Below are 17,723 nucleotides of genomic sequence, written 5' to 3'. Positions count from 1 at the left end.
AAATCCTCAATAAAGCTCACCGTTTATCAGGTCCCTTAGTATGCCAAAACACTCCCGTACCATGTTATTTGGAATAAATCTGGGCTGCATATAGGCTGCAATCCCGCAAACTCGAGCTTCTGTATTTTTCTTTGCTATCCTCACTCCGCGAAAGACATGAAATCCGTTGGTCACAATACCTATTTTAAGATTATCCTCTGCCACATCTTCCGCTCTTACAAGCAGAAGCGCATTCTGTATATTCTCTCCGGTATCCCTGGACGTTTCTTCGGCAAGTATCCTGCTTTCGGAGATTCCAAGCTTAACCAGATACTTTTTTCCGCCCATTCCTTCGCTGATATTCTCGTTTATGCCTGCGCCCCCTGTGGTGATGCAGATTGTATCAGGATTCTCCGACAGATACTGATACGCTTTCTCCAGTCTGTAACGATATATCACACTTGGCCCGCTCTCCCGCATTTGTGCTCCAAGAACAATGATATAATCGAGATCACTTTCTCCCTTATCAAAAAAGTGGGATAAAATGGCAATCTGACAGGTCATGAAGACCGAAGCAAAGACTGCCAATGCGATATATGCGGCATATCTAACAGCCTTGGGAACTTTACTCCATCTCTTTTCCCCTGCAAGGAAACAGCACAGGGCAAAAAAGGCAGCTCCCGCAAGCCAGATTGTGAATGAAAGGGTGCCGCTTCCCACCAGATACACCATCAGCGAGTAGCCAAGGCACAGTATAGAAAGAAAAAAACCATAGGATTCTTATCTTTTGAGTAAACAGTTTCTTCATATTTACATAAGCCTTTTATATATATCCAGCATGCTTTCCATCTGGTATTTCAGTAGCCATGAGGCATTCCCGTATGCCGTGGTATCCTTTAGCACTTTTATCAGCGGAGGGAAATATTCCTCTGTTTCTTTTATAGTCCTGTATATTCTGTCTCTGCTAAGTCCCCAGGACATTGTGGTAAGGTTATTGCACCTGTCCAGACATTTTACCAAGGTAGCCTTGGGGTTTTGCGCAATGTCGTGGAAATAAGCGTCCAGCGTCTCTTTCCTCTTCTCTTCAGGAGTGTCTTTTCTGGTCAGAAGTCTTACCAGCTCTTTCGTCTCATCACTTACCGGCAATTCCTCAAGTTTTTTACCGCAGTCCTCTACCACATCATGAAGCAGGCAGGCTGCAATGATTTCGTCTTCGATAATACCCATGGAAAGGGCATGACAAGCCAGATTCAGCGGATGATAGATATAGGGAACCGTGGAGCGCTTTCTGGTCTGCCCGCGATGAGCCTCCTCGGCATAATCCACTGCCCTTAAGGTATCCTCCAGTTTAAAATTTCTGGCTGTTGTTTTGACATAGGTTTTCATGTGCTCCCAATTGTATATGGTTTCCTTTGTATGAAAGGCCTTTTGTCTCTCTTCAGCTATTGCAGAAACTGAAACATCAAACAGCTCTGCGAGTTTTATCAGTTTATCTGTATCAGGCTTGTACTCATCTCTTTCCCATGAAGAAACTGCCTGGAAGGTAACCCCAAGTGCCTCTGCCACCTTGTCCTGTGTAAGCTTCCGCTCTTCCCTCAGAGCTTTTATATTTGTACCCATACTCATCGTATATTCCCTCCTTACTAATTACATAATAAGCGCGAAATAATCTGTTATACAGCCAGTGTGGATTTATCTTTCATTATGTTTTTCAAGTTATACTTGAGGAATTGCGGATGTTCCAATAAATAATACTGTGTCATTTATAACCCACTATAAGTGCGATAATGGCAACATAGAAACAAATAGCCATCCGGGCAGCTTGCTAATAGGTATATATAAGGAGGATCGTTATGACACAGAACATGATTATGAATAAGGCTTACAACCAAAATATCACCTTTGGACTCACAGGAAAGGGCATTTTGGATAACAGCAACAAGTTTCGCAATATGTGCAGCCAGACAGTTATCATCATCACTGATGAATTTGAGGATGAGAGCATAATCAGGGATCTGGCTAATACTATTCTTTCAAGAGGCTGCAAAAACATAGCTTTCTGCGGATTTGCTTCCGATGAATGGCAGCGCATTTTCTGTGAAGAAGACCGTGAAATCAACAGATTATACGATCCAGACAGCTATGATGACTTTGCTATCATGTGGAGATTTGAAGATATTGAAAGTCTTAACGATGCTGTCTGCAGATGCTGGAACGAAGTTCTCATCCTTTGCAGCAACCTGACACTCATTAAAGAGTGCCGCGACATTCTTAACGAGGATTGATATTTTTCTCCGCAAATTCAGAGGATTTTCATATCAACTCCCGCTAGCGTAAAGTTTTTGTAGGATTAATTGAAAAAGGGGATTTCCTTCGTGATATAGTTATTTACGGTGTCCAAGCCAAAATAACCAAACGGAGGAGTCCCCTTGTGTTAAATAGTATACAGCATTTTATTGAGAATGGAGTACCAAATCTTCAGAAGGCATCAAAAGATTTTTCAGAGGATCCGAGAGACTTTGCAGGTTTCATATACAAGGTCAGGAATGAAGCGCTTCAGATGGCGTTGGATTACATTTCTGAAACCCTTACAACCTGCAACCAGATATTAAAAGACAGTCCTGTGAGAAAGGAAAGATGGGAAGTGGTAAGGACTGACGAGAAGTCTCTTATCACCTCAATTGGAAAGGTTATGTTTTCCAAGACACTGTTTAAGAACAAGGTGACTGGAGAACGCAGATATCTACTGGATGACATGCTTTCATTTGACCCTCATGAAAGGATGTCAGAAGATGCCATAGCACAGCTCTTATCAGAGAGCGTTCAGACCTCTTATCGTAAAGGTGGACAAGCAGCAAGCATCCTTGATGAGGTCAGCAAAGAGACTGTAAAGGATAAGATACATGCTCTCGAGTTCCCCAAGGAACAGAAAAGAAGAGGCAGAAAACGCAAGGTTGAGTATCTGTATATAGAGGCTGATGAAGATCATGTGTCGCTTCAGTTCCAGAAGGAAAAGGGGGATCTCCAGGTCAACCAGTATGGAAGAAAACTCAATGGAATGATAAACAAGCTTATCTATGTTCATGAGGGCATTGAAAAGGATGCTCCCAAGAGTACAAGACATCACCTTGTTAATGCCCATTTCTTCTGTGGTTCTTATGAAGGCAAAGCAAACAGTGAACTCTGGGATGAAGTCTACACATATATTGACAACAACTATGACATAAGCAGCATAAAGAGGATATACCTAGGAGCAGATGGTGGAGCCTGGATTAAGGCTGGGGGAAAAAGGATAAGTGGCATCACATATGTGATGGACGAGTTCCACCTCAAAAAATACCTGATAAAGATGACAAACCATTTGATGGATAGTGCTGATGATGCCAGAAAGCTTCTCTGTGAAATGATCAAGGATGGAAGTAAGGAAGATTTCCTGTCTGTGGTAGATATGCTTGAATATCATGCCTCAAACGACAAGGAAATGAAACGTGTGCAAGAAGGCGCTGATTATATACTTGATAACTGGTCTGCAGCCAAGACAAGGCTTAGATACAGGAGGATTCCTGGATGTAGTACTGAAGGTCATGTCAGTCATGTCCTGTCAAAAAGAATGAGCATGACTCCAATGGGCTGGAGTCGAAAAGGCGCTGATAAGATGGCAAGACTCAGTGCCTATACATGGAACAAAAGGGATATGCTGGAACTTGTGCGTTACCAGAAGACAGTAATGCCTAAGGCTGCTGGGGCAGAAGAAGTAGAGACTGTAGTAGCGCATGTAAGAGAAAAACAGTATTCCCATCCGGCGTGGGGAAAGTATGTCGATAGCATACAGGTAGAGCTTAGTTCAGAGCTGAAGAAGTGGATGAGCATCGGAATGCATAACTACATCTGGAAACTGTTCTAAAAGGAAGCCAGAGGCTGACGCCTCTGCCTTTGAATAAAGTGCGCCAGAGCGCACACCTATCCTTGATCTGCTTGACTACAGACCAAGGATTAGAATGACAGCCTTGAACTGTCCTCCAACCAGGCGCTATAATGAGTAAGGTTTGAACATCTGAACTGATCACAGGGGCAATCTACCCTTTCGAATCCTACAGTAAATTTACGCCGTCTCAACTCCCGCAAGCTAGTGATTTTTTACCACTATAATGATAACATGTATTAGGTGGTTATTTTTCAAAAAAGGAGAGAAGGTATGAAAATTTACAAAGCTACAGATCCGGAATTTACAAATTACGGAAGAATCATTGAGGGGTATGAAGCTGAGAAGCAGGAAATTTTAGAGACTCTTAGGGATAAGACTCCTATTCCCGAGGGTACAGAGTATGTTGCAGAAGATCTGGCTCTTCAAAGCCTTGCAGCTGCAGACAAGATCACAAATTCATTGTTTGGAGGATCTCCCATGCAGTTTGGATGGTGCAACGGCCATAATACCAAGCTCAATTGTCTTGAGTATCATCGTTCAAGCGAAATCAATTTTGGACCCAGTGACTTTATTCTGCTGGTCGCTAAGCGAGAAGAGATAAGTGACTACAAGATTGGTTCTGACAAAGTAAAAGCCTTTCTCGTTCCTGCAGGAGTAATGTTAGAGGTCTATGCTACAACCCTTCACTATGCACCCTGCCAGGCGCATAAAGACTCAGGTTTCCAGGTTCTCGTCGGACTTCCCAAAGGCACTAATGTTGGTAAGCCGGAGTTTACTGCTATTAACCAGGAAGACACTATGCTCAGAGCAACCAACAAATGGCTTCTTGCTCATAAGGATGCAAAGGAAGCTTCCGATGGCGCATGGGTAGGCATCACAGGCGAGAATATCGACATTGTCGGCGATATCGACTGATAGCACATCTTAGTACATATAACCAAAGCAAGCCGCTGCTGAGCGATCATCACTCAGTAGCGGCTTTTCATCTATAAATAAGTCTGTTCACTGCCAATCAAAATGAAAATCTGTAAACGCGGGTCTCGTAAGGTCTTAACATACCGTGGGTAAACTCCAGATTAAGCAGCTCATCCCCGATAGCCTTAAGCTTGTGCGCGGGAATGTCCTCAACATTCTCAGGATAATTGCAAAGCACCAGCTCTTTTTCTCTGCCATCATAATCTCCGGGGAGCCTTAGCTTAACCGGTAGTCTTGAAAATGAGCATATGATAAGGTACCGCTCCTGTCCCATTTTTCTCTCATACATATAAATGCTCTTGTCTTTTGGAAAATACTCTTTATATGTTCCGTAAATCAATGTCCTGGAGTTCTTCCTAAGCATAAGGCATTTGCGATAGAAATTCAGGATACTGTATGGATCATCCTGTTGACGGGCAACATTGATCTTCTTATAGTTGGGGTTTACATAAAACCATGGCTCTACAGTGGAAAAGCCCGCATATTCACTGGAATCCCACTGCACCGGAGTTCTGGATGAATCCCGGCTTGAAAGATGGATCCTGTGAAGTCTGCGCTCCGGGTCTTCCTTCAGGTGGTAAGTGTAATAATTGGTCTTGGAGGAAACGTCCACATACTGCTCAATTGAAGCAAGTCGTATGTTTGTCATTCCTATCTCCTGCCCCTGATAGATAAAAGGAGTCCCCCTCTGGAAAATATAGCTGGCAGCCAGCATTGTTCCGCTCTCCCACCAGAAATGGTGGCTTCCGTAGCGGCTTACAATCCTGGGATGATCGTGATTCTCCATATACAGTGCATTCCAACCATCCTTAGCCAGGGCATACTGCCATTTGCTGAAGGCTTTTTTGAGCTTGACCAGAGAAAACGGCCTGTGCATGTACTCGGTAAAAAAGCAGTCTGCCATCATGTGGTCAAAAGAAAACATCATATCCAGTGACTTGGTTGGCCCGGTCAGATATTTTCTGGCTGACTTAACAGTAGTCATGGGGCCTTCTCCCAATTGGAAACAGTCATACTCATCGCATACCTTGCGAAATTCTGCCAGATATTCGTGAATATGAGGACCGTCCTTGTACTGCATCATTCCCTTTGCCGCAGGCAGAAGCGGCATACCATTGGGAAGTCCTTCTTTTTTTGATATGAAGTTAATGACATCTTCTCTAAAGCCGTCAACTCCCATATCCAGCCAATATCTCATGATATCCTTAACTTCCTGCCTAACTTTGGGATTATCCATGTTAAGATCCGGCTGCTTCTTGGCAAAAATGTGAAGATAATACTGACCTCGTTCATGGTCATACTCCCAGGCCTTACCCTCAAAAAGGCTGTCCCAGTTATTGGGCTTGTCTCGCCATATATAGTAATCGCTGTAGGGATTATCCCTGCCCTTACGGCTCTCAATAAACCAGGGATGCTCGTCTGAAGTATGATTTACCACCAGGTCCATTATCACTTTAAGACCCAGTTCATGGGCTTTTGCCAGTACTTTTTTGAACTGCTCCAGATCCCCGAAATCAGGGTGTATATTCTTATAGTCAGAGATGTCATAGCCAAAATCTGCATTGGGAGACGGATAAATTGGTGAAAACCAGATTCCGTCGACCCCAAGGGATTTAACATACTCAAGCTTGTCGTAAACCCCATACAGATCTCCGATGCCGTCTCCGTTTCCGTCTGCGAAGCTTCGCACCCAGATCTGATAAAAGCTCATCTCCTTGTACCAGTCTCTTTTTTTATTTGTCTGAGCTTCCATTGAACCTATCCCTCATCTGCTCTATATCTTCGAGAATGTCATTACGGATATCGTCACGTATATCCTGAAAATCTTCCCGAATACTATCAAAGTTATCCTTCATGCCTTCATAAAAGGTCTTAGGTGCCTTAAATACTTTCTCCGTCTCATCAAGGATCATAGCCGCCGACTTGATCAGATACTCGTGACTTTGATGCTTTCTGTGGCCAAACACCCCGCCAAGTGACATCTCATGCAGCTCTTCGTATCTGTCATGAGCCACTTTGACACTGTCTTCCCAGGAGATGTAGATCTCATCCATGGCATGTTGCCCCACATCGTGCAGATGCGAAAGATCCTTGCACAATTTCTCTAAAAGATCTGCCATGGACTGTGCATTTTCTTCTATCAAATATCCATTTCTGTCGTGGATTATCCCTTCGGCAGCGCAGGAGCCTTTTACCAGAACACTGGCCAGTCCGCAGGCTGCAGCCTCCCTTACCACAATGCCATTTGTATCATATACAGACGGGAAAAGAAACAGATCCGCCCTTGTATTCCATGCTCTGAGTTTTTCTCTGTCGTGCTCCGGCCCGGTGAAAATAACCTTATCGCCTATGCCATACTCTTTAACTCTGGTCTGCATTTCCTCGGCATCGGCTCCGCCTCCAACGAATACCATGCGATAATCTATATTTCTGTCGGACAGAAGCTTCATGGCATCAACAATTATCGGAAGGCCTTTGTATTTCATTATCCTTCCCACAAAAAGAAACACCGGTATTCCCTCAGAAAGCGAATATTCTGTCGACAGCTCTTTTACCAGCTTCTCATCTCCCCGGCCTTTGGGGAAGTCCACCCCATTATTCATGACCCGGTATTCGCCCTCAAAGCCCAGAGACCGTAGGTTTTCGCCGGCGCCTTTGGAAACCACCCACACATCATCGCATGCCTCAATATTGCTGATCATGGTCTTTATGGTCTCCTGCTTAAGAAAGCCATCGCCCACAGCCCTTGCAATATCCACATCAAATTTGGTGTGATATGTAAAAACAATGGGTGCTCCGGTATCCCTTCGCAAAACTCTGGCCATAACGGTAGAAGCCGCGGGACAGTGGGTATGGATAATATCCGGCCCAAACTCGCTCATCTGCGCAATCTCTCTTATTGATAAAGGATTTCCGGTGCGATATCCCTTTACGAAATCTGTAGTGTCAAAACTGGGATAAGCTATTACTTTGTACGGATAGCCCTCATAGCTTACATCGGGATACCTTGGTGTTCCCACCACAACATTTTCATGCAGATCCTGGGTCAACACCCTTGCATAATTCATAACCACATTTGCAACTCCGTCTATAACAGGCGGAAAAGAATCATTCAATAAGCAGATGTTCATGGCAATTACCTCACTCTAACTAATATTATCGAGCAGGTTTTTCACCTGTGCAAGTCAAAAAAGACCGGAGACGTTACCTTCGTCTCCGGCCTGTGCCGAGTCTGTTTAGTTATCAATTGATCTCATCAGAAGAGCCATCTTTCTTGACTACTTCAAGTTTGCATCCCAGTCCGAATGCTGCAACCGCTGCAGCGATCAGTGCCCAGGGGATTGTGGCAAATCCGACGATTCCTCCCACGATTCCGATGTTAACGGGAACGCTAAAGACAACCTCTTGGTCTTTGCGAATCTGGATTCTGTCTACATTGCCTTCCTTAACCTTCTTTTTGAGCTTCTCAACAGCAGCTTTTGCTTCCTCACCTATATCGATGGTATCCTTTGTGATTAGCTTTATTGCTTCATCCGCATCGCCGTCTGATTTAAGAAGGGCCTCCTTGGCGACTTTGTACTCGACTCCCGTCTGTTCCATTACTTTTTCAACGTCTTCTAATCTGATTTCCATAACCTGTTCTCCTTTCAACAAATTACTTCAATTAACATCTATATTTAAGAGGTTGAAATAAGTATATCGCTGACTGATACCTGCTTACATAGCACATTGTCGGAAAAAGAACTGTCTATTTCCCCAAATTTGCGAATTAACCCTTTACGCTGCCTGCAATAACACCTTCAATGATGTATTTCTGCCCTATCAGATAGAAGATAAGAACAGGCAGAACGCTAAGAAGAAGTCCCGCCATCATAGGCGCATACTCAGCTGAATGATTGGTCAAAAATGTCTTGATGGAAATTGCCAGTGTCTTGGTGTCCACTTTTGTAAGGAATAAGCTGGACATCAGGAAATCATTCCATACACCCATGGCGACAAAAACAGTAACGGTGATAATGATTGGCTTCAATAGCGGCATGATGATATGGAAAAATGTCCTTGTGAAACCACATCCGTCTATAAGCGCTGCCTCATCAAGCTCAGAGGGAATTCCTTCCACGAAGCCCGAATACAGAAATACCGCAAAGGGTATATTAAGTCCCACCGCAATATAAGCAACCATCATCAGATTGTTGGAAAAACCCAGAACTCCGGCATATATCCTTACAAGGGGTATCATATATACCTGAAAAGGAGCCACCATGGATGCCAGAAATGCCATGAATATGATCTTGTTGATCTTCCACTTCCTTCTGGCAAAAAGATATCCTGTCATAGCCGAAACTATCATGTTTACCACTACTGCAGTCACTGTAATGGCTGCAGTATTAAACAGTGATTTGCCAAAGTTCATTCTGTCTATTGCCGTGATGAAGTTATCAACATTAAAACTTTGCGGAAGTGCAAAAGGATTCTTCAAAAACTCTGCTGTAGGCTTGAAGGAATTCACTACAAGCATATAGAAAGGCACCATGAACAATATAAGTACTACCAGTGTTATGGCGAAGGTTATGCTTTTTCTGTTTCTTTCTGCTCTCATGCATCAACCCTCCCTTTCCTTGTAAAGTAAACCTGAAGCAGTGATATGATCGCCACGATCACAAACAGCACAATGGCCTGAGCCTGACCTTCACCGAAGTTCATGCTGGTAAATGCTGTCTGATAGATCTTGTAGGCTATAAGTTCTGTGGATTTATACGGTCCGCCTGCAGTCAGTGACAGGTTAGTGTCAAAGGACATGAAGCATCTTGAGATGGACAGGAATACGCATATCGCGATAGTTCCCCTTATCATGGGAATCTTGATTTTGGTAACTGTCTGCCAGGTTGTAGCTCCGTCAACTCTTGCCGCCTCTAAAAGGTCCGAGGGCACTGCGGTCAGTCCTGCGATATAAATAACCATAAGATAACCGCTCATCTGCCATGCGCTGACAATGATAAGAGCCATCAGGGCTCTGGTTGGATTGGTCAGCCATGAAGTCTGCATCCATGAGATTCCGGTGAATTCACCGAATTTTGTAAGGCCAAATGAGAAAATAAAGTTCCAAATGTAACCCAGAATAATACCGCCGATGATATTGGGGGTAAAAAAGCCTGTCCTGAATAAGTTCTGTCCCTTAATACCGCTGGTAACCACCAGTGCCAGGATAAAACCCACCAGATTACTTAATATAACCGTAAACAGCGCATATATAACCGTCTTAACGAAGGCGCCCAAAAAGGCAGAATCCGTAAGAATATGTCTGTAATTTTCAAGTCCGATAAAGTTTATGTGAAGTGCTAATCCGTTCCAGTCTGTAAATGTGATCCAGAATCCGTAGATGAACGGAATGATAACAACAGAAAACCAGATCAGAAAAGATGGCAACCCGAATAATGAAAATTCAAGCGCATTTGTGATAGCTCTTTTCCTGCCGTGCATAATTCCTCTCTCCTTGTAATACTTGTAAAAAGAGGGGGAGAGACGCATCCCTCCCCCCAAAAAGTCTGGCTATTAATACTCTCTCTTTTCCTGGTTTGCCCAGTATGCATCAATCTTGTCTGCCAGTGTCTTTCTGTCGCATGCACCTGTCAGGTACTCGCACATGTAAGCGCCGCACTCATACCAGATGTCTGAAGGGCAAAGGCTGGGTGTTCCGTAGAAATCAACTGTTCTGCCGTCTGCAATGTATCCGGCTGTTGAATTTCCAAGAGGGCTCTCGATTGTTGCTGTGCAGTTCTTGAAAGGAAGAGCCTGGCCAAGTCTCTTAGCCTGTACTTCCTGTGAGTAGCTGTCTGATGAGATATACTCGATGAACTTAAGACCTGCAAGCTGCTGTTCCTCTGTGTTCTGGCTTGCATCAATGCAGTAGCCCTTAGCAAAGGATGTAGGAAGATACTGATTTGTAACATCATTTGCATCATCGCTGTGAGGAACAGGCATAAGACCGAACTCTGCGCCGGGCTCTACCAGCTCAGCCATGTATGTCCATGCCCAGTCTCCCATGAACCATGTGCCGCACTTGCCCTCTGCAAGAGCCATAGCATCAAGGTTTACGTCACCAACGAGGGGATCGTTCTTGTTGTAGTTGTACTGTGCCATCATGTCCAGAGTGTCCATGAAGCCATTAAATACGTCATTGTCGATCTCCTTGGTCTCACCGGAGATGATGGAGTTAACGTAATCAACTCTTGCCTTTGTGTCACCGATAGCCTCGCCGTAGGACTGGCAGAGGTAGTGAGCTCCCAGGGACCAGTTAACACCTGTAATACAGGTAGCTGCTACGCCGGTTGCCTCGATCTTGTCAAAAAGATCCTTGAGATCCGATCTTGTCTTGATTGAGCTGGGATCGAAATCTCCGCCTACAGCTGCATCGCATACTGCCTTGTTATAAAGGATACCGATACCTGCTGCGGACATGGGAACCGCATAAACAGTGCCGTTGAAAGTCATGGTTGAAAGAGATGACTCTGTGATGTTGTCAAGCATTGCCTCGCCTGAAAGAGGACGCATTCTCTCCTGGTTCTCCCAGATATTGATGGGATCCATAAGAGACACTGTAGGGCCTTCATTACTGGCATAGAGAGCCATCCACTGCTGGAGCTGATCGTCTCCGGCTGCGATATACTCAACAGTTATTCCGGGATTCTTGCTCTCAAAGTCGGAAATAAGATCCTGATACATATCATCCTTACCGGTCTCGGTGGTGTAGAATGAAATGTTCACTTCTGTAGCTGCAGCTTCGGCTGCGGGAGCCTCTTCTGTTGCTGCAGGTGCTTCCTGCGTAGCAGCAGGCGCATTCTCATCTGTGGTAGCTGCGGGAGCACTTGTGGAAGCATTGCCGCATCCTGTAAGGAGCGTTGCTCCCATTACTCCTGTCATGATTAAACTGATTACTCTTTTCTTCATAAAAAATACCTCCCTTCAAGTGATTTAAGGATAACCCAGGTCACCTGTGGGAGGCTTTGCTTTAATTATCTGCCAAGTTGTCAATTTTTATATCTCTTGAATTGGTGCTTTTTTACCCTGCTTTACCCATTCGGAAGGGGTACATCCAAAGGTCTTTTTAAAGGTCTGGATAAAAGACTTTACATTGGGAAATCCATGGTTTAAGGCACATTCCATAAGACGTACGTTCTCATCTTCCTTCATCTCCTCGACGCAGTTCATAAGCCTGACATTCTGAAGATATTGGTAGAAGTTCCTGCCAACATGCTCCTTGAACATCCTCGAAAGATATGTAGGGGTATAATTGAAATTTGCGGCGACAGAGGAAAGATCCAGCTGATCCATGTAATGCTCGTCAATGTAGTTTATTATGGACTTGATATTAGCATCCCCTTCATGCTCTGTCTTCTCTCCAGAGACTGTTTCATAAACGCAGTTATCCCGAAGAAGATTAAGGAAAGAGAAAACAAGTTCCATTTTCCGCAGGTCATCAACCCCATTTTTCTTATATTCACCGAACTTAATCAGGGTCTGTCTTATCCTGTCAGATGCCGCCTGATTTCCCGGAAGGTCAAACCTTACTCCTTCCCCGATCCATCTGTCCAGAAAACTCTTGGATATCTGCACGCAGATGCCGCCAAAGTGGTCCGTGGGCTCTATCCAATGATTGGAGTGAAGCTCTCCGCTGTTCACAATGCACCAGTCTCCGGGAAGAAGCTGCATGTTTTTTGCCGTCTATGTTCATCTTTATCCGGCCTTCTGTTGTAAGGTTAAACTCCACATTCCTATGCCAATGCAACGATGTAAAAATATCAGTTCCATCAAAAGAATGGTTGAAAATCCGAACGGGCACCTGATTATAGATAAATGCCTCGCTCTCGTAGTGCTCTGCCATTTATACTCTCCCCAAGCACAGCTTTTAACTGCCGATCACCGTCTTGATATCTACGCAATCAGCCATTTTTTTGCCTCCACGGCTGTTAGGATGGAGGCCGTCTCCGATATGACAGGGGCCTTGCATGAATCCCGTCTTTGCCGGGTCTGCAACCTCTCTGTCAAAGTCAAAGAATCCATCAATGGACTCACCTTTCCTTATCCAGTCGTTCACTTCGTTTCTTACTTTTTCAAATTTCGGTAACCACGCCTTCGGATAATCTTCATTTCCGCAAGGAGTTATGGTGCCAAAAAATACTTCCGCTCCATTCTCGTGAGCACAATCCGCTATTTTTCTGTATCCCTCGATAATATCCGCTGCGGGAGTACTGCTGTTTTTACCCTCAAGCTGCACCGGATGCATGATGTCATTGATCCCTATCAACACCATCACAGTATCCACCTCGTCCAGCTCAAAGACATCGCGTTCAAAGCGCTTAACTCCGGCTTCCCCAAAGAAAATGAGTCTTTTCCCTGCTTCAGGCACGAAGGTTGCATCGTCCACCAGCCTGTTGCCGCCAATGCCGCAGTTTATAAAGGACACCCTGCCAAAAAAGCCATCATAAAGCCGTCTCTGCAGTGCATTGGTATAGAAAGACATGTGAGTGATGGAATCACCAAAAGCCGCTACTGTCCTGATATCATCCGAAGCCATCACCTGAACGGCATCAAATCCCGTAAACATCCTCATCATGTGAAAATTCGGGTCATCTTTGATATAAGGTGCAATTACTGCCACAGGAGCCCTGTCGGCATCCAGTCCGTTTGTCACATCTCCTAAAAGCCATTGAACTCTGGCGCCGCCGTCGGCCCAGAAACAGCAGATGGAATCAATATCCTGCCTGCCTTTAAAGTAGATACTTACCACAAGGCGATCTCCGGCCCATACATCATAGTTTATCTCATCGCAAAAGAGTTCCCCGCCCGGAGCAAGGACAACTCCCTGCTTTCCGCCAAAGGTGATATTCTCCACATCGGTAATATAGGGAGATTTCTCCTTCCCAATGGTTTGCTCTTTCAATTTTAAGGTCATTTCTGCCGTAGCGGTTTGTAAACCGGATACGCATTCTATCGCCGTCAATATTGCTCTCAAAGGATACCCGCTGAGTCTGATCCATGGCAAAAGCAATATTTTCACCGTATTCGATACTCTGATATTTAAAGACACTTACCCACTTCATACTCCATTTACCTCCATTATCGATTTAAATTATATGAAGAATATATGCGTATGACTTTGCAATTCTTATTGCCGTGGTTGTCATTTTTTATAACCGAATCTATCAGCTTTCATAAATCGAAATAAGTACTCCGCCGGGTTTCCCTTCTACAGTTTCCGCTAAGATTGGCTGTTTCAAGCCATTTTAGTGCCTTGCTGTCAGTATAAATAACGGGTGTTGTTTTAACCATCCCGCCCGGCTCCTCTACTTCTCCGTTGTTTTCAATAAAGATCCTGCACCATTCTCCTTCGCTATCTGTTCCTTCCAGGATGTATCTGGCTGAAAGAAGTCTCTTTTTCCCCGCTGGGCTCCTTCTGGGTATCTACCCCGCCCGGCAGGATCTTTCCCTTGAAATTAGCGCAGTTACTCTCTCCGTGGAAGAGAATCATGGCAGCCTTGCCCCGGCTGCCGGTCACTTCGATTATCTCGTCAAGCACCACGTCTATGGTCAATACCGCTTCGCTCATACTCACCCTCCGATAGAAATCCGGAATAGCCATGCTGTTTCTGGTACCTGCAGGAATTTCCGGCAAGGAAAGAAAATGCCGGATCCAGCATCTTTTCCCAGGTATCAAAGTCGTGATTCCCGGCTGTTCCAAAGAAGCTGTAGGGGGACCTTCGATGCATCAAGAACGCTCCTGAATTCCTTTACCTGGGAATCCACAGCAATATCTCTGTCTCCGCATCCTATAAAAAGCTCGGGAATATCAGACTTATTCGCCTTAGAATAGCTCCTGTTTATGTTCCATTCGCTGTTTTCAAACTCATCCTTGGAGCCGAACATATTTGCAAACTCATTGCTTCCGAAGCCGCCTCTTTCGGGGTATTCCATAAGAGTATACGGATTGGTAGCCGGAGAAAAAGCCGCAACCTTAGAGAAAACCTCATGGTACCTTAGGCCATTTAGGAGCGCTCCGTATCCTCCCATTGAGATTCCTGCAATGTAGGTGTCTTCTCTTTTGTCAGAAAGGCGGAACATATCTCTGGTTCTATCAATAAGCTCCTCCCCAATAAATCTGCTGTAATTGGCATTTCTTTCGGGATGATCCACATAAAAGGCATTCTGCCATTGGGGATCACCACAACAAGCCCCTTGAGCTCCGCCTGTTTTCTTATTCCAAGCATGGTGTATATGCTGGGATAGTCTCCGCTGTACCCCGGGAGCAAATACACTGTCCTGTACGGAGGCCGTGCATCAGACCCGAAAGGCCCTCTCTCCGGCATGAATACCGCTGCTGAAACTCCCTGTTTTAAGCTGTCCGACAAAAAATGTATCTCAGAAAAAGACATTTCACCTCTCCTTACATGTTCTCAAGGACCCACTCAACGCCCTTTGTGATATACGCATTCCAGAATTTCCAGTCATGGATTCCGGGGCCCTCTTCATACTTGAAGTTGGCCTCATTCTCTTTAAGAAATCTTCGGAGTATCTGATTTGTGCTCATAGAGGAAGTCCTCGGTTCCGATAGCCATGTATATAGGCGGGATCTTAGCCCCGGCCTCCTTGAGCCTTGTGTAGAGAACCTCAGGGTTAGCATCAGACTCTTCAAGAGTATCCAAATCTCCAAATACCTCTCTGTAGTATTCGTAGTTGGCAAGAAGACCCTCGCTTGGATCATCGGGTTTAAGCCCGGCAATCTCGTGAATGACAAGAGCGGATGAAAGAGCCACTATCCCACCGAAGGTCTCCGGATAAGTCAGTGCCGTATGAAGTGCTCCGAATCCACCCATGGAAAGTCCTCCGATAAGAGTGTCTTCTCTTTTATCTGACAGTCCAAAGAGCTTTCTTGTGTACTCCACCACCTCTTTTCCCGCATAGGTGCAGTTACTGGCAGCCCGTGGCCTTTCTGTCCAGATAAAAATTGTTGCCTGCAGTGATCATGATAACTGCCATGTTATAAGTAAAAGCGATGTCTTCGGCGATTCCGTTTATACTCCCAATCCACTCTCATTTCCTGACATTCCATGAAGAAGATACAGTGTCTTCATGGGCCTTTTTAAAGCTTTCATTGCCGGCAGTCATAATCTCCGGTACATCATTGGGTATAACATATGCTATATTCACCTGTCCGTTCTGAGCCTGTGAATAGAATCTAAGTCTTCCTGTTGCCATTATTCTCACCTTCCTGTTATTTCTTGAATATCATCTGTGCAAAGTCATTGATGCACATTCTCCATACATTCCAATCATGGGTTCCCTTATAGACTTTGCGCTGGAAATGTATGCCCTTGTCGCTGCAAAGTCTGTCATCTCCAAGAAAATGTTCAAAAAAACGGGTCTTCATCTCCCATTGCCCTGTAGAAGTTCCTGAAATATCCATTGAAACTTTGCCGCATTGTCGAAAGCGGCAAGATGCTCGTCACTACTGGGCTCATGGCAGCTCATGTCGAGTTCGCTTCCGCTGATCCAGTCCCGAAGGAACCCGCTGAAGATCCCAACCTCCGAGAACATCTCCGGATGGGCGCATAACTGTCATGGATGTCTGCATTGACCCCATGGAAAGCCCGGCCATTCCTCTCTTTTCTTTGTTTCCACCCGCGTGATACCTGCTCTCGATAAAAAGGTATCACATCCTCAAGAAGCATGGATTCGAAAAGCAGATGGTCCACAATATGTTTCCCCATCCAAGGTCCTCTTCTGCACCATGCCGTTATTCATAACGATCACAAAGGGCGTAGCCTTCCTCTCTGCAATCAGGTTGTCCATTATAAAGTTGACCTTACCGGAATAAGTCCACCCCACTTCATTCTCCCCATGCCCATGCTGGCAGATACAGCACAGGGTAGATTTTGTCGCGGATTCAACGTCATATTCCGCCGGGGTATACACAAGGCAGGACTCCCACTCTCCGGTTTACCCCGGAAAAAGAAATATTCCCGTCTTACACTTCCGTGGGGAACATCCTTAAGTGCATAGAAGTCGCCATCCTTGGCCGGGAGCTCAACATAGTTGTAGGGCCTGCTGTATCCATAAGGATATGGGCAAAAAGAGCTGACAATGTGTCCCTTCCGTCAACTCTGATCTGCCACGCAGTTTAAAAGCAGTGGTAAAGGGAAGCTCCAGTTCCCAGATTCCATCTTCTGTCTTTTTTAAAATCGTACAGCTGCTCCGCAAAACAGCAATCTGTACAGACCCCGCATCCTTTTTTCCAGTAGCCTTAAGAAATATTTACCATCCCGCATCACTACAGGGATTTGGCCTCCCGTCATAGGGGATGACATCATTGAAACATAACGCTGTATTCATCTGACTCCCCCTAATTTGTAGTTCCAAAGGTCGCCCCCGGGAACATAGGTTACCGGAACTTTATTTTCCACAAGCTCTGAAAGCCAGTCCCACGGCATATTTTGCCCCCAGTTCCTCCCAGTTAAAGTGGCCGATGTTAAAGCACGCCATGCTCCTTCCCAGAGAAATGCCGTCTCTTTATATATGAGAGCAGATTCCATTCAATGATCTCCCCGGGAATAATTGCGTCAATATGCTCATTTTTGCATTGCACGAATGATCTCTGTGGAATAATCGGTATAATAGCCGTCTTTATACGTTTCGGGAATGAAAGCACCGGGATACAGGTGTCCCACCAGCGCCAGCCTTTTTATCTTATCTACATGCCTTCCGATATATCTGGTCCCATGAAGCCCCACCTTCTTAATAAGCTCCTCATTGATATCTTCAACCGTTCTGGGCTCAGGGAACTCCACTA

General features: G+C 45.0%; 21 protein-coding genes and 1 pseudogene. 3 read left to right on the top strand and 19 right to left on the bottom strand.

Going from position 1 to position 17,723, the window contains the following annotated elements:
* Positions 1–6 precede the first annotated feature (6 nt).
* Both T456_RS0102950 and T456_RS0102945 read right to left on the bottom strand, forming a co-directional pair.
* Positions 7–711, bottom strand: coding sequence for a YdcF family protein (locus T456_RS0102950; protein ID WP_024864851.1), 705 nt, complete (start codon positions 709–711; stop codon positions 7–9).
* A gap of 78 nt (positions 712–789) precedes the next feature.
* Positions 790–1,605, bottom strand: a complete 816-nt coding sequence (locus T456_RS0102945) for a helix-turn-helix domain-containing protein (RefSeq protein ID WP_024864330.1) — start codon at positions 1,603–1,605, stop codon at positions 790–792.
* A 227-nt stretch (positions 1,606–1,832) separates the two neighbouring features.
* On the opposite strand from T456_RS0102945, the gene T456_RS0102940 reads away from it, so the two are divergent.
* The 3 genes from T456_RS0102940 (at position 1,833) to T456_RS0102930 (ending at position 4,819) form a co-directional block, all read left to right on the top strand.
* Positions 1,833–2,264, top strand: coding sequence for a hypothetical protein (locus T456_RS0102940; RefSeq protein ID WP_024864331.1), 432 nt, complete (start codon positions 1,833–1,835; stop codon positions 2,262–2,264).
* Positions 2,265–2,410: 146 nt separating this feature from the next.
* Positions 2,411–3,883 carry an ISLre2 family transposase gene (locus tag T456_RS0102935; RefSeq protein ID WP_024864352.1) on the top strand — a complete coding sequence of 491 codons (1,473 nt, stop codon included), beginning with the start codon at positions 2,411–2,413 and terminating at the stop codon, positions 3,881–3,883.
* A 291-nt stretch (positions 3,884–4,174) separates the two neighbouring features.
* Entirely contained in the window at positions 4,175–4,819 is a 645-nt protein-coding gene (locus T456_RS0102930; RefSeq protein WP_024864332.1) for a DUF4867 family protein, read from the top strand.
* A 97-nt stretch (positions 4,820–4,916) separates the two neighbouring features.
* On the opposite strand, the gene T456_RS0102925 is transcribed toward T456_RS0102930, so the two are convergent.
* The 17 genes and pseudogenes from T456_RS0102925 to T456_RS22715 all read right to left on the bottom strand — a co-directional run.
* Positions 4,917–6,632: a glycoside hydrolase family 13 protein gene (locus tag T456_RS0102925; RefSeq protein ID WP_024864333.1), complete on the bottom strand. Its 1,716-nt coding sequence runs from the start codon at positions 6,630–6,632 to the stop codon at positions 4,917–4,919.
* Positions 6,613–8,010: a glycosyltransferase gene (locus T456_RS0102920; protein WP_024864850.1), complete on the bottom strand. Its 1,398-nt coding sequence runs from the start codon at positions 8,008–8,010 to the stop codon at positions 6,613–6,615. Before T456_RS0102920 ends, T456_RS0102925 begins: the two co-directional genes overlap by 20 nt.
* A gap of 112 nt (positions 8,011–8,122) precedes the next feature.
* On the bottom strand, positions 8,123–8,512 hold the full coding sequence (locus T456_RS0102915) for a DUF4342 domain-containing protein (protein WP_024864336.1): 390 nt from the start codon (positions 8,510–8,512) through the stop codon (positions 8,123–8,125).
* Between the two features lie 136 nt (positions 8,513–8,648).
* On the bottom strand, positions 8,649–9,479 hold the full coding sequence (locus T456_RS0102910) for a carbohydrate ABC transporter permease (RefSeq protein ID WP_024864849.1): 831 nt from the start codon (positions 9,477–9,479) through the stop codon (positions 8,649–8,651).
* Complete coding sequence (locus tag T456_RS0102905) at positions 9,476–10,360, bottom strand: carbohydrate ABC transporter permease (protein ID WP_024864848.1); 885 nt, start codon at positions 10,358–10,360, stop codon at positions 9,476–9,478. The genes T456_RS0102910 and T456_RS0102905 overlap by 4 nt, the downstream gene beginning before the upstream one ends.
* Positions 10,361–10,432: 72 nt before the next feature.
* Positions 10,433–11,827 (bottom strand): ABC transporter substrate-binding protein, encoded by a 1,395-nt coding sequence (locus T456_RS0102900; RefSeq protein ID WP_024864847.1) that lies wholly within the window; start codon positions 11,825–11,827, stop codon positions 10,433–10,435.
* Between the two features lie 87 nt (positions 11,828–11,914).
* A complete protein-coding gene (locus T456_RS0102895) occupies positions 11,915–12,589 on the bottom strand; it encodes a helix-turn-helix domain-containing protein (RefSeq protein ID WP_024864846.1) in 675 nt (224 codons plus the stop codon).
* Between the two features lie 196 nt (positions 12,590–12,785).
* Positions 12,786–13,820, bottom strand: a complete 1,035-nt coding sequence (locus T456_RS0102890) for a GDSL-type esterase/lipase family protein (protein ID WP_197026851.1) — start codon at positions 13,818–13,820, stop codon at positions 12,786–12,788.
* 450 nt (positions 13,821–14,270) lie between these two features.
* A complete protein-coding gene (locus T456_RS20980; protein ID WP_051464956.1) occupies positions 14,271–14,486 on the bottom strand; it encodes a hypothetical protein in 216 nt (71 codons plus the stop codon).
* A gap of 104 nt (positions 14,487–14,590) precedes the next feature.
* The gene (locus T456_RS19015; RefSeq protein WP_442855972.1) at positions 14,591–15,031 is read right to left on the bottom strand and encodes an alpha/beta hydrolase-fold protein; all 441 of its coding nucleotides are present in this window, start codon (positions 15,029–15,031) and stop codon (positions 14,591–14,593) included.
* On the bottom strand, positions 14,923–15,309 hold the full coding sequence (locus tag T456_RS22980) for a hypothetical protein (protein ID WP_242835856.1): 387 nt from the start codon (positions 15,307–15,309) through the stop codon (positions 14,923–14,925). The genes T456_RS19015 and T456_RS22980 overlap by 109 nt, the downstream gene beginning before the upstream one ends.
* Positions 15,310–15,320: 11 nt before the next feature.
* On the bottom strand, positions 15,321–15,464 hold the full coding sequence (locus tag T456_RS22290) for a hypothetical protein (RefSeq protein ID WP_155838009.1): 144 nt from the start codon (positions 15,462–15,464) through the stop codon (positions 15,321–15,323).
* Positions 15,430–15,876, bottom strand: coding sequence for an alpha/beta hydrolase-fold protein (locus T456_RS20975; protein ID WP_278246912.1), 447 nt, complete (start codon positions 15,874–15,876; stop codon positions 15,430–15,432). The genes T456_RS22290 and T456_RS20975 overlap by 35 nt, the downstream gene beginning before the upstream one ends.
* A 91-nt stretch (positions 15,877–15,967) precedes the next feature.
* On the bottom strand, positions 15,968–16,132 hold the full coding sequence (locus T456_RS22285; protein ID WP_155838008.1) for a hypothetical protein: 165 nt from the start codon (positions 16,130–16,132) through the stop codon (positions 15,968–15,970).
* Positions 16,133–16,148: 16 nt separating this feature from the next.
* Complete coding sequence (locus T456_RS19005; RefSeq protein ID WP_242835849.1) at positions 16,149–16,340, bottom strand: hypothetical protein; 192 nt, start codon at positions 16,338–16,340, stop codon at positions 16,149–16,151.
* Between the two features lie 922 nt (positions 16,341–17,262).
* Entirely contained in the window at positions 17,263–17,466 is a 204-nt protein-coding gene (locus T456_RS20970; RefSeq protein ID WP_024864842.1) for a hypothetical protein, read from the bottom strand.
* A 36-nt stretch (positions 17,467–17,502) separates the two neighbouring features.
* Positions 17,503–17,723 (bottom strand): annotated as a pseudogene (locus T456_RS22715) (hypothetical protein); the annotation flags it as partial.

This window comes from Butyrivibrio sp. FCS014, assembly GCF_000526935.1.
In the GTDB taxonomy this organism is placed as follows: Bacteria; Bacillota; Clostridia; order Lachnospirales; family Lachnospiraceae; genus Butyrivibrio.
This window is presented reverse-complemented; position numbering and strand designations above follow the sequence as displayed.

Bases quoted from the DNA above. Each gene is read 5' to 3' on its own strand.
- T456_RS20980 (WP_051464956.1), bottom strand. From the start codon at position 14,486: ATGAGCGAAGCGGTATTGACCATAGACGTGGTGCTTGACGAGATAATC.
- T456_RS0102925 (WP_024864333.1), bottom strand. From the start codon at position 6,632: ATGGAAGCTCAGACAAATAAAAAAAGAGACTGGTACAAGGAGATGAGC.
- T456_RS22285 (WP_155838008.1), bottom strand. From the start codon at position 16,132: ATGGCAACAGGAAGACTTAGATTCTATTCACAGGCTCAGAACGGACAG.
- T456_RS0102905 (WP_024864848.1), bottom strand. From the start codon at position 10,360: ATGCACGGCAGGAAAAGAGCTATCACAAATGCGCTTGAATTTTCATTA.
- T456_RS0102930 (WP_024864332.1), top strand. From the start codon at position 4,175: ATGAAAATTTACAAAGCTACAGATCCGGAATTTACAAATTACGGAAGA.
- T456_RS0102900 (WP_024864847.1), bottom strand. From the start codon at position 11,827: ATGAAGAAAAGAGTAATCAGTTTAATCATGACAGGAGTAATGGGAGCA.
- T456_RS0102940 (WP_024864331.1), top strand. From the start codon at position 1,833: ATGACACAGAACATGATTATGAATAAGGCTTACAACCAAAATATCACC.
- T456_RS19005 (WP_242835849.1), bottom strand. From the start codon at position 16,340: ATGGATATTTCAGGAACTTCTACAGGGCAATGGGAGATGAAGACCCGT.
- T456_RS22290 (WP_155838009.1), bottom strand. From the start codon at position 15,464: ATGAGCACAAATCAGATACTCCGAAGATTTCTTAAAGAGAATGAGGCC.
- T456_RS20970 (WP_024864842.1), bottom strand. From the start codon at position 17,466: ATGGAATCTGCTCTCATATATAAAGAGACGGCATTTCTCTGGGAAGGA.
- T456_RS0102945 (WP_024864330.1), bottom strand. From the start codon at position 1,605: ATGAGTATGGGTACAAATATAAAAGCTCTGAGGGAAGAGCGGAAGCTT.
- T456_RS0102910 (WP_024864849.1), bottom strand. From the start codon at position 9,479: ATGAGAGCAGAAAGAAACAGAAAAAGCATAACCTTCGCCATAACACTG.
- T456_RS0102950 (WP_024864851.1), bottom strand. From the start codon at position 711: ATGGTGTATCTGGTGGGAAGCGGCACCCTTTCATTCACAATCTGGCTT.
- T456_RS0102920 (WP_024864850.1), bottom strand. From the start codon at position 8,010: ATGAACATCTGCTTATTGAATGATTCTTTTCCGCCTGTTATAGACGGA.
- T456_RS0102915 (WP_024864336.1), bottom strand. From the start codon at position 8,512: ATGGAAATCAGATTAGAAGACGTTGAAAAAGTAATGGAACAGACGGGA.
- T456_RS22980 (WP_242835856.1), bottom strand. From the start codon at position 15,309: ATGTCTTTTTCTGAGATACATTTTTTGTCGGACAGCTTAAAACAGGGA.
- T456_RS0102895 (WP_024864846.1), bottom strand. From the start codon at position 12,589: ATGCAGCTTCTTCCCGGAGACTGGTGCATTGTGAACAGCGGAGAGCTT.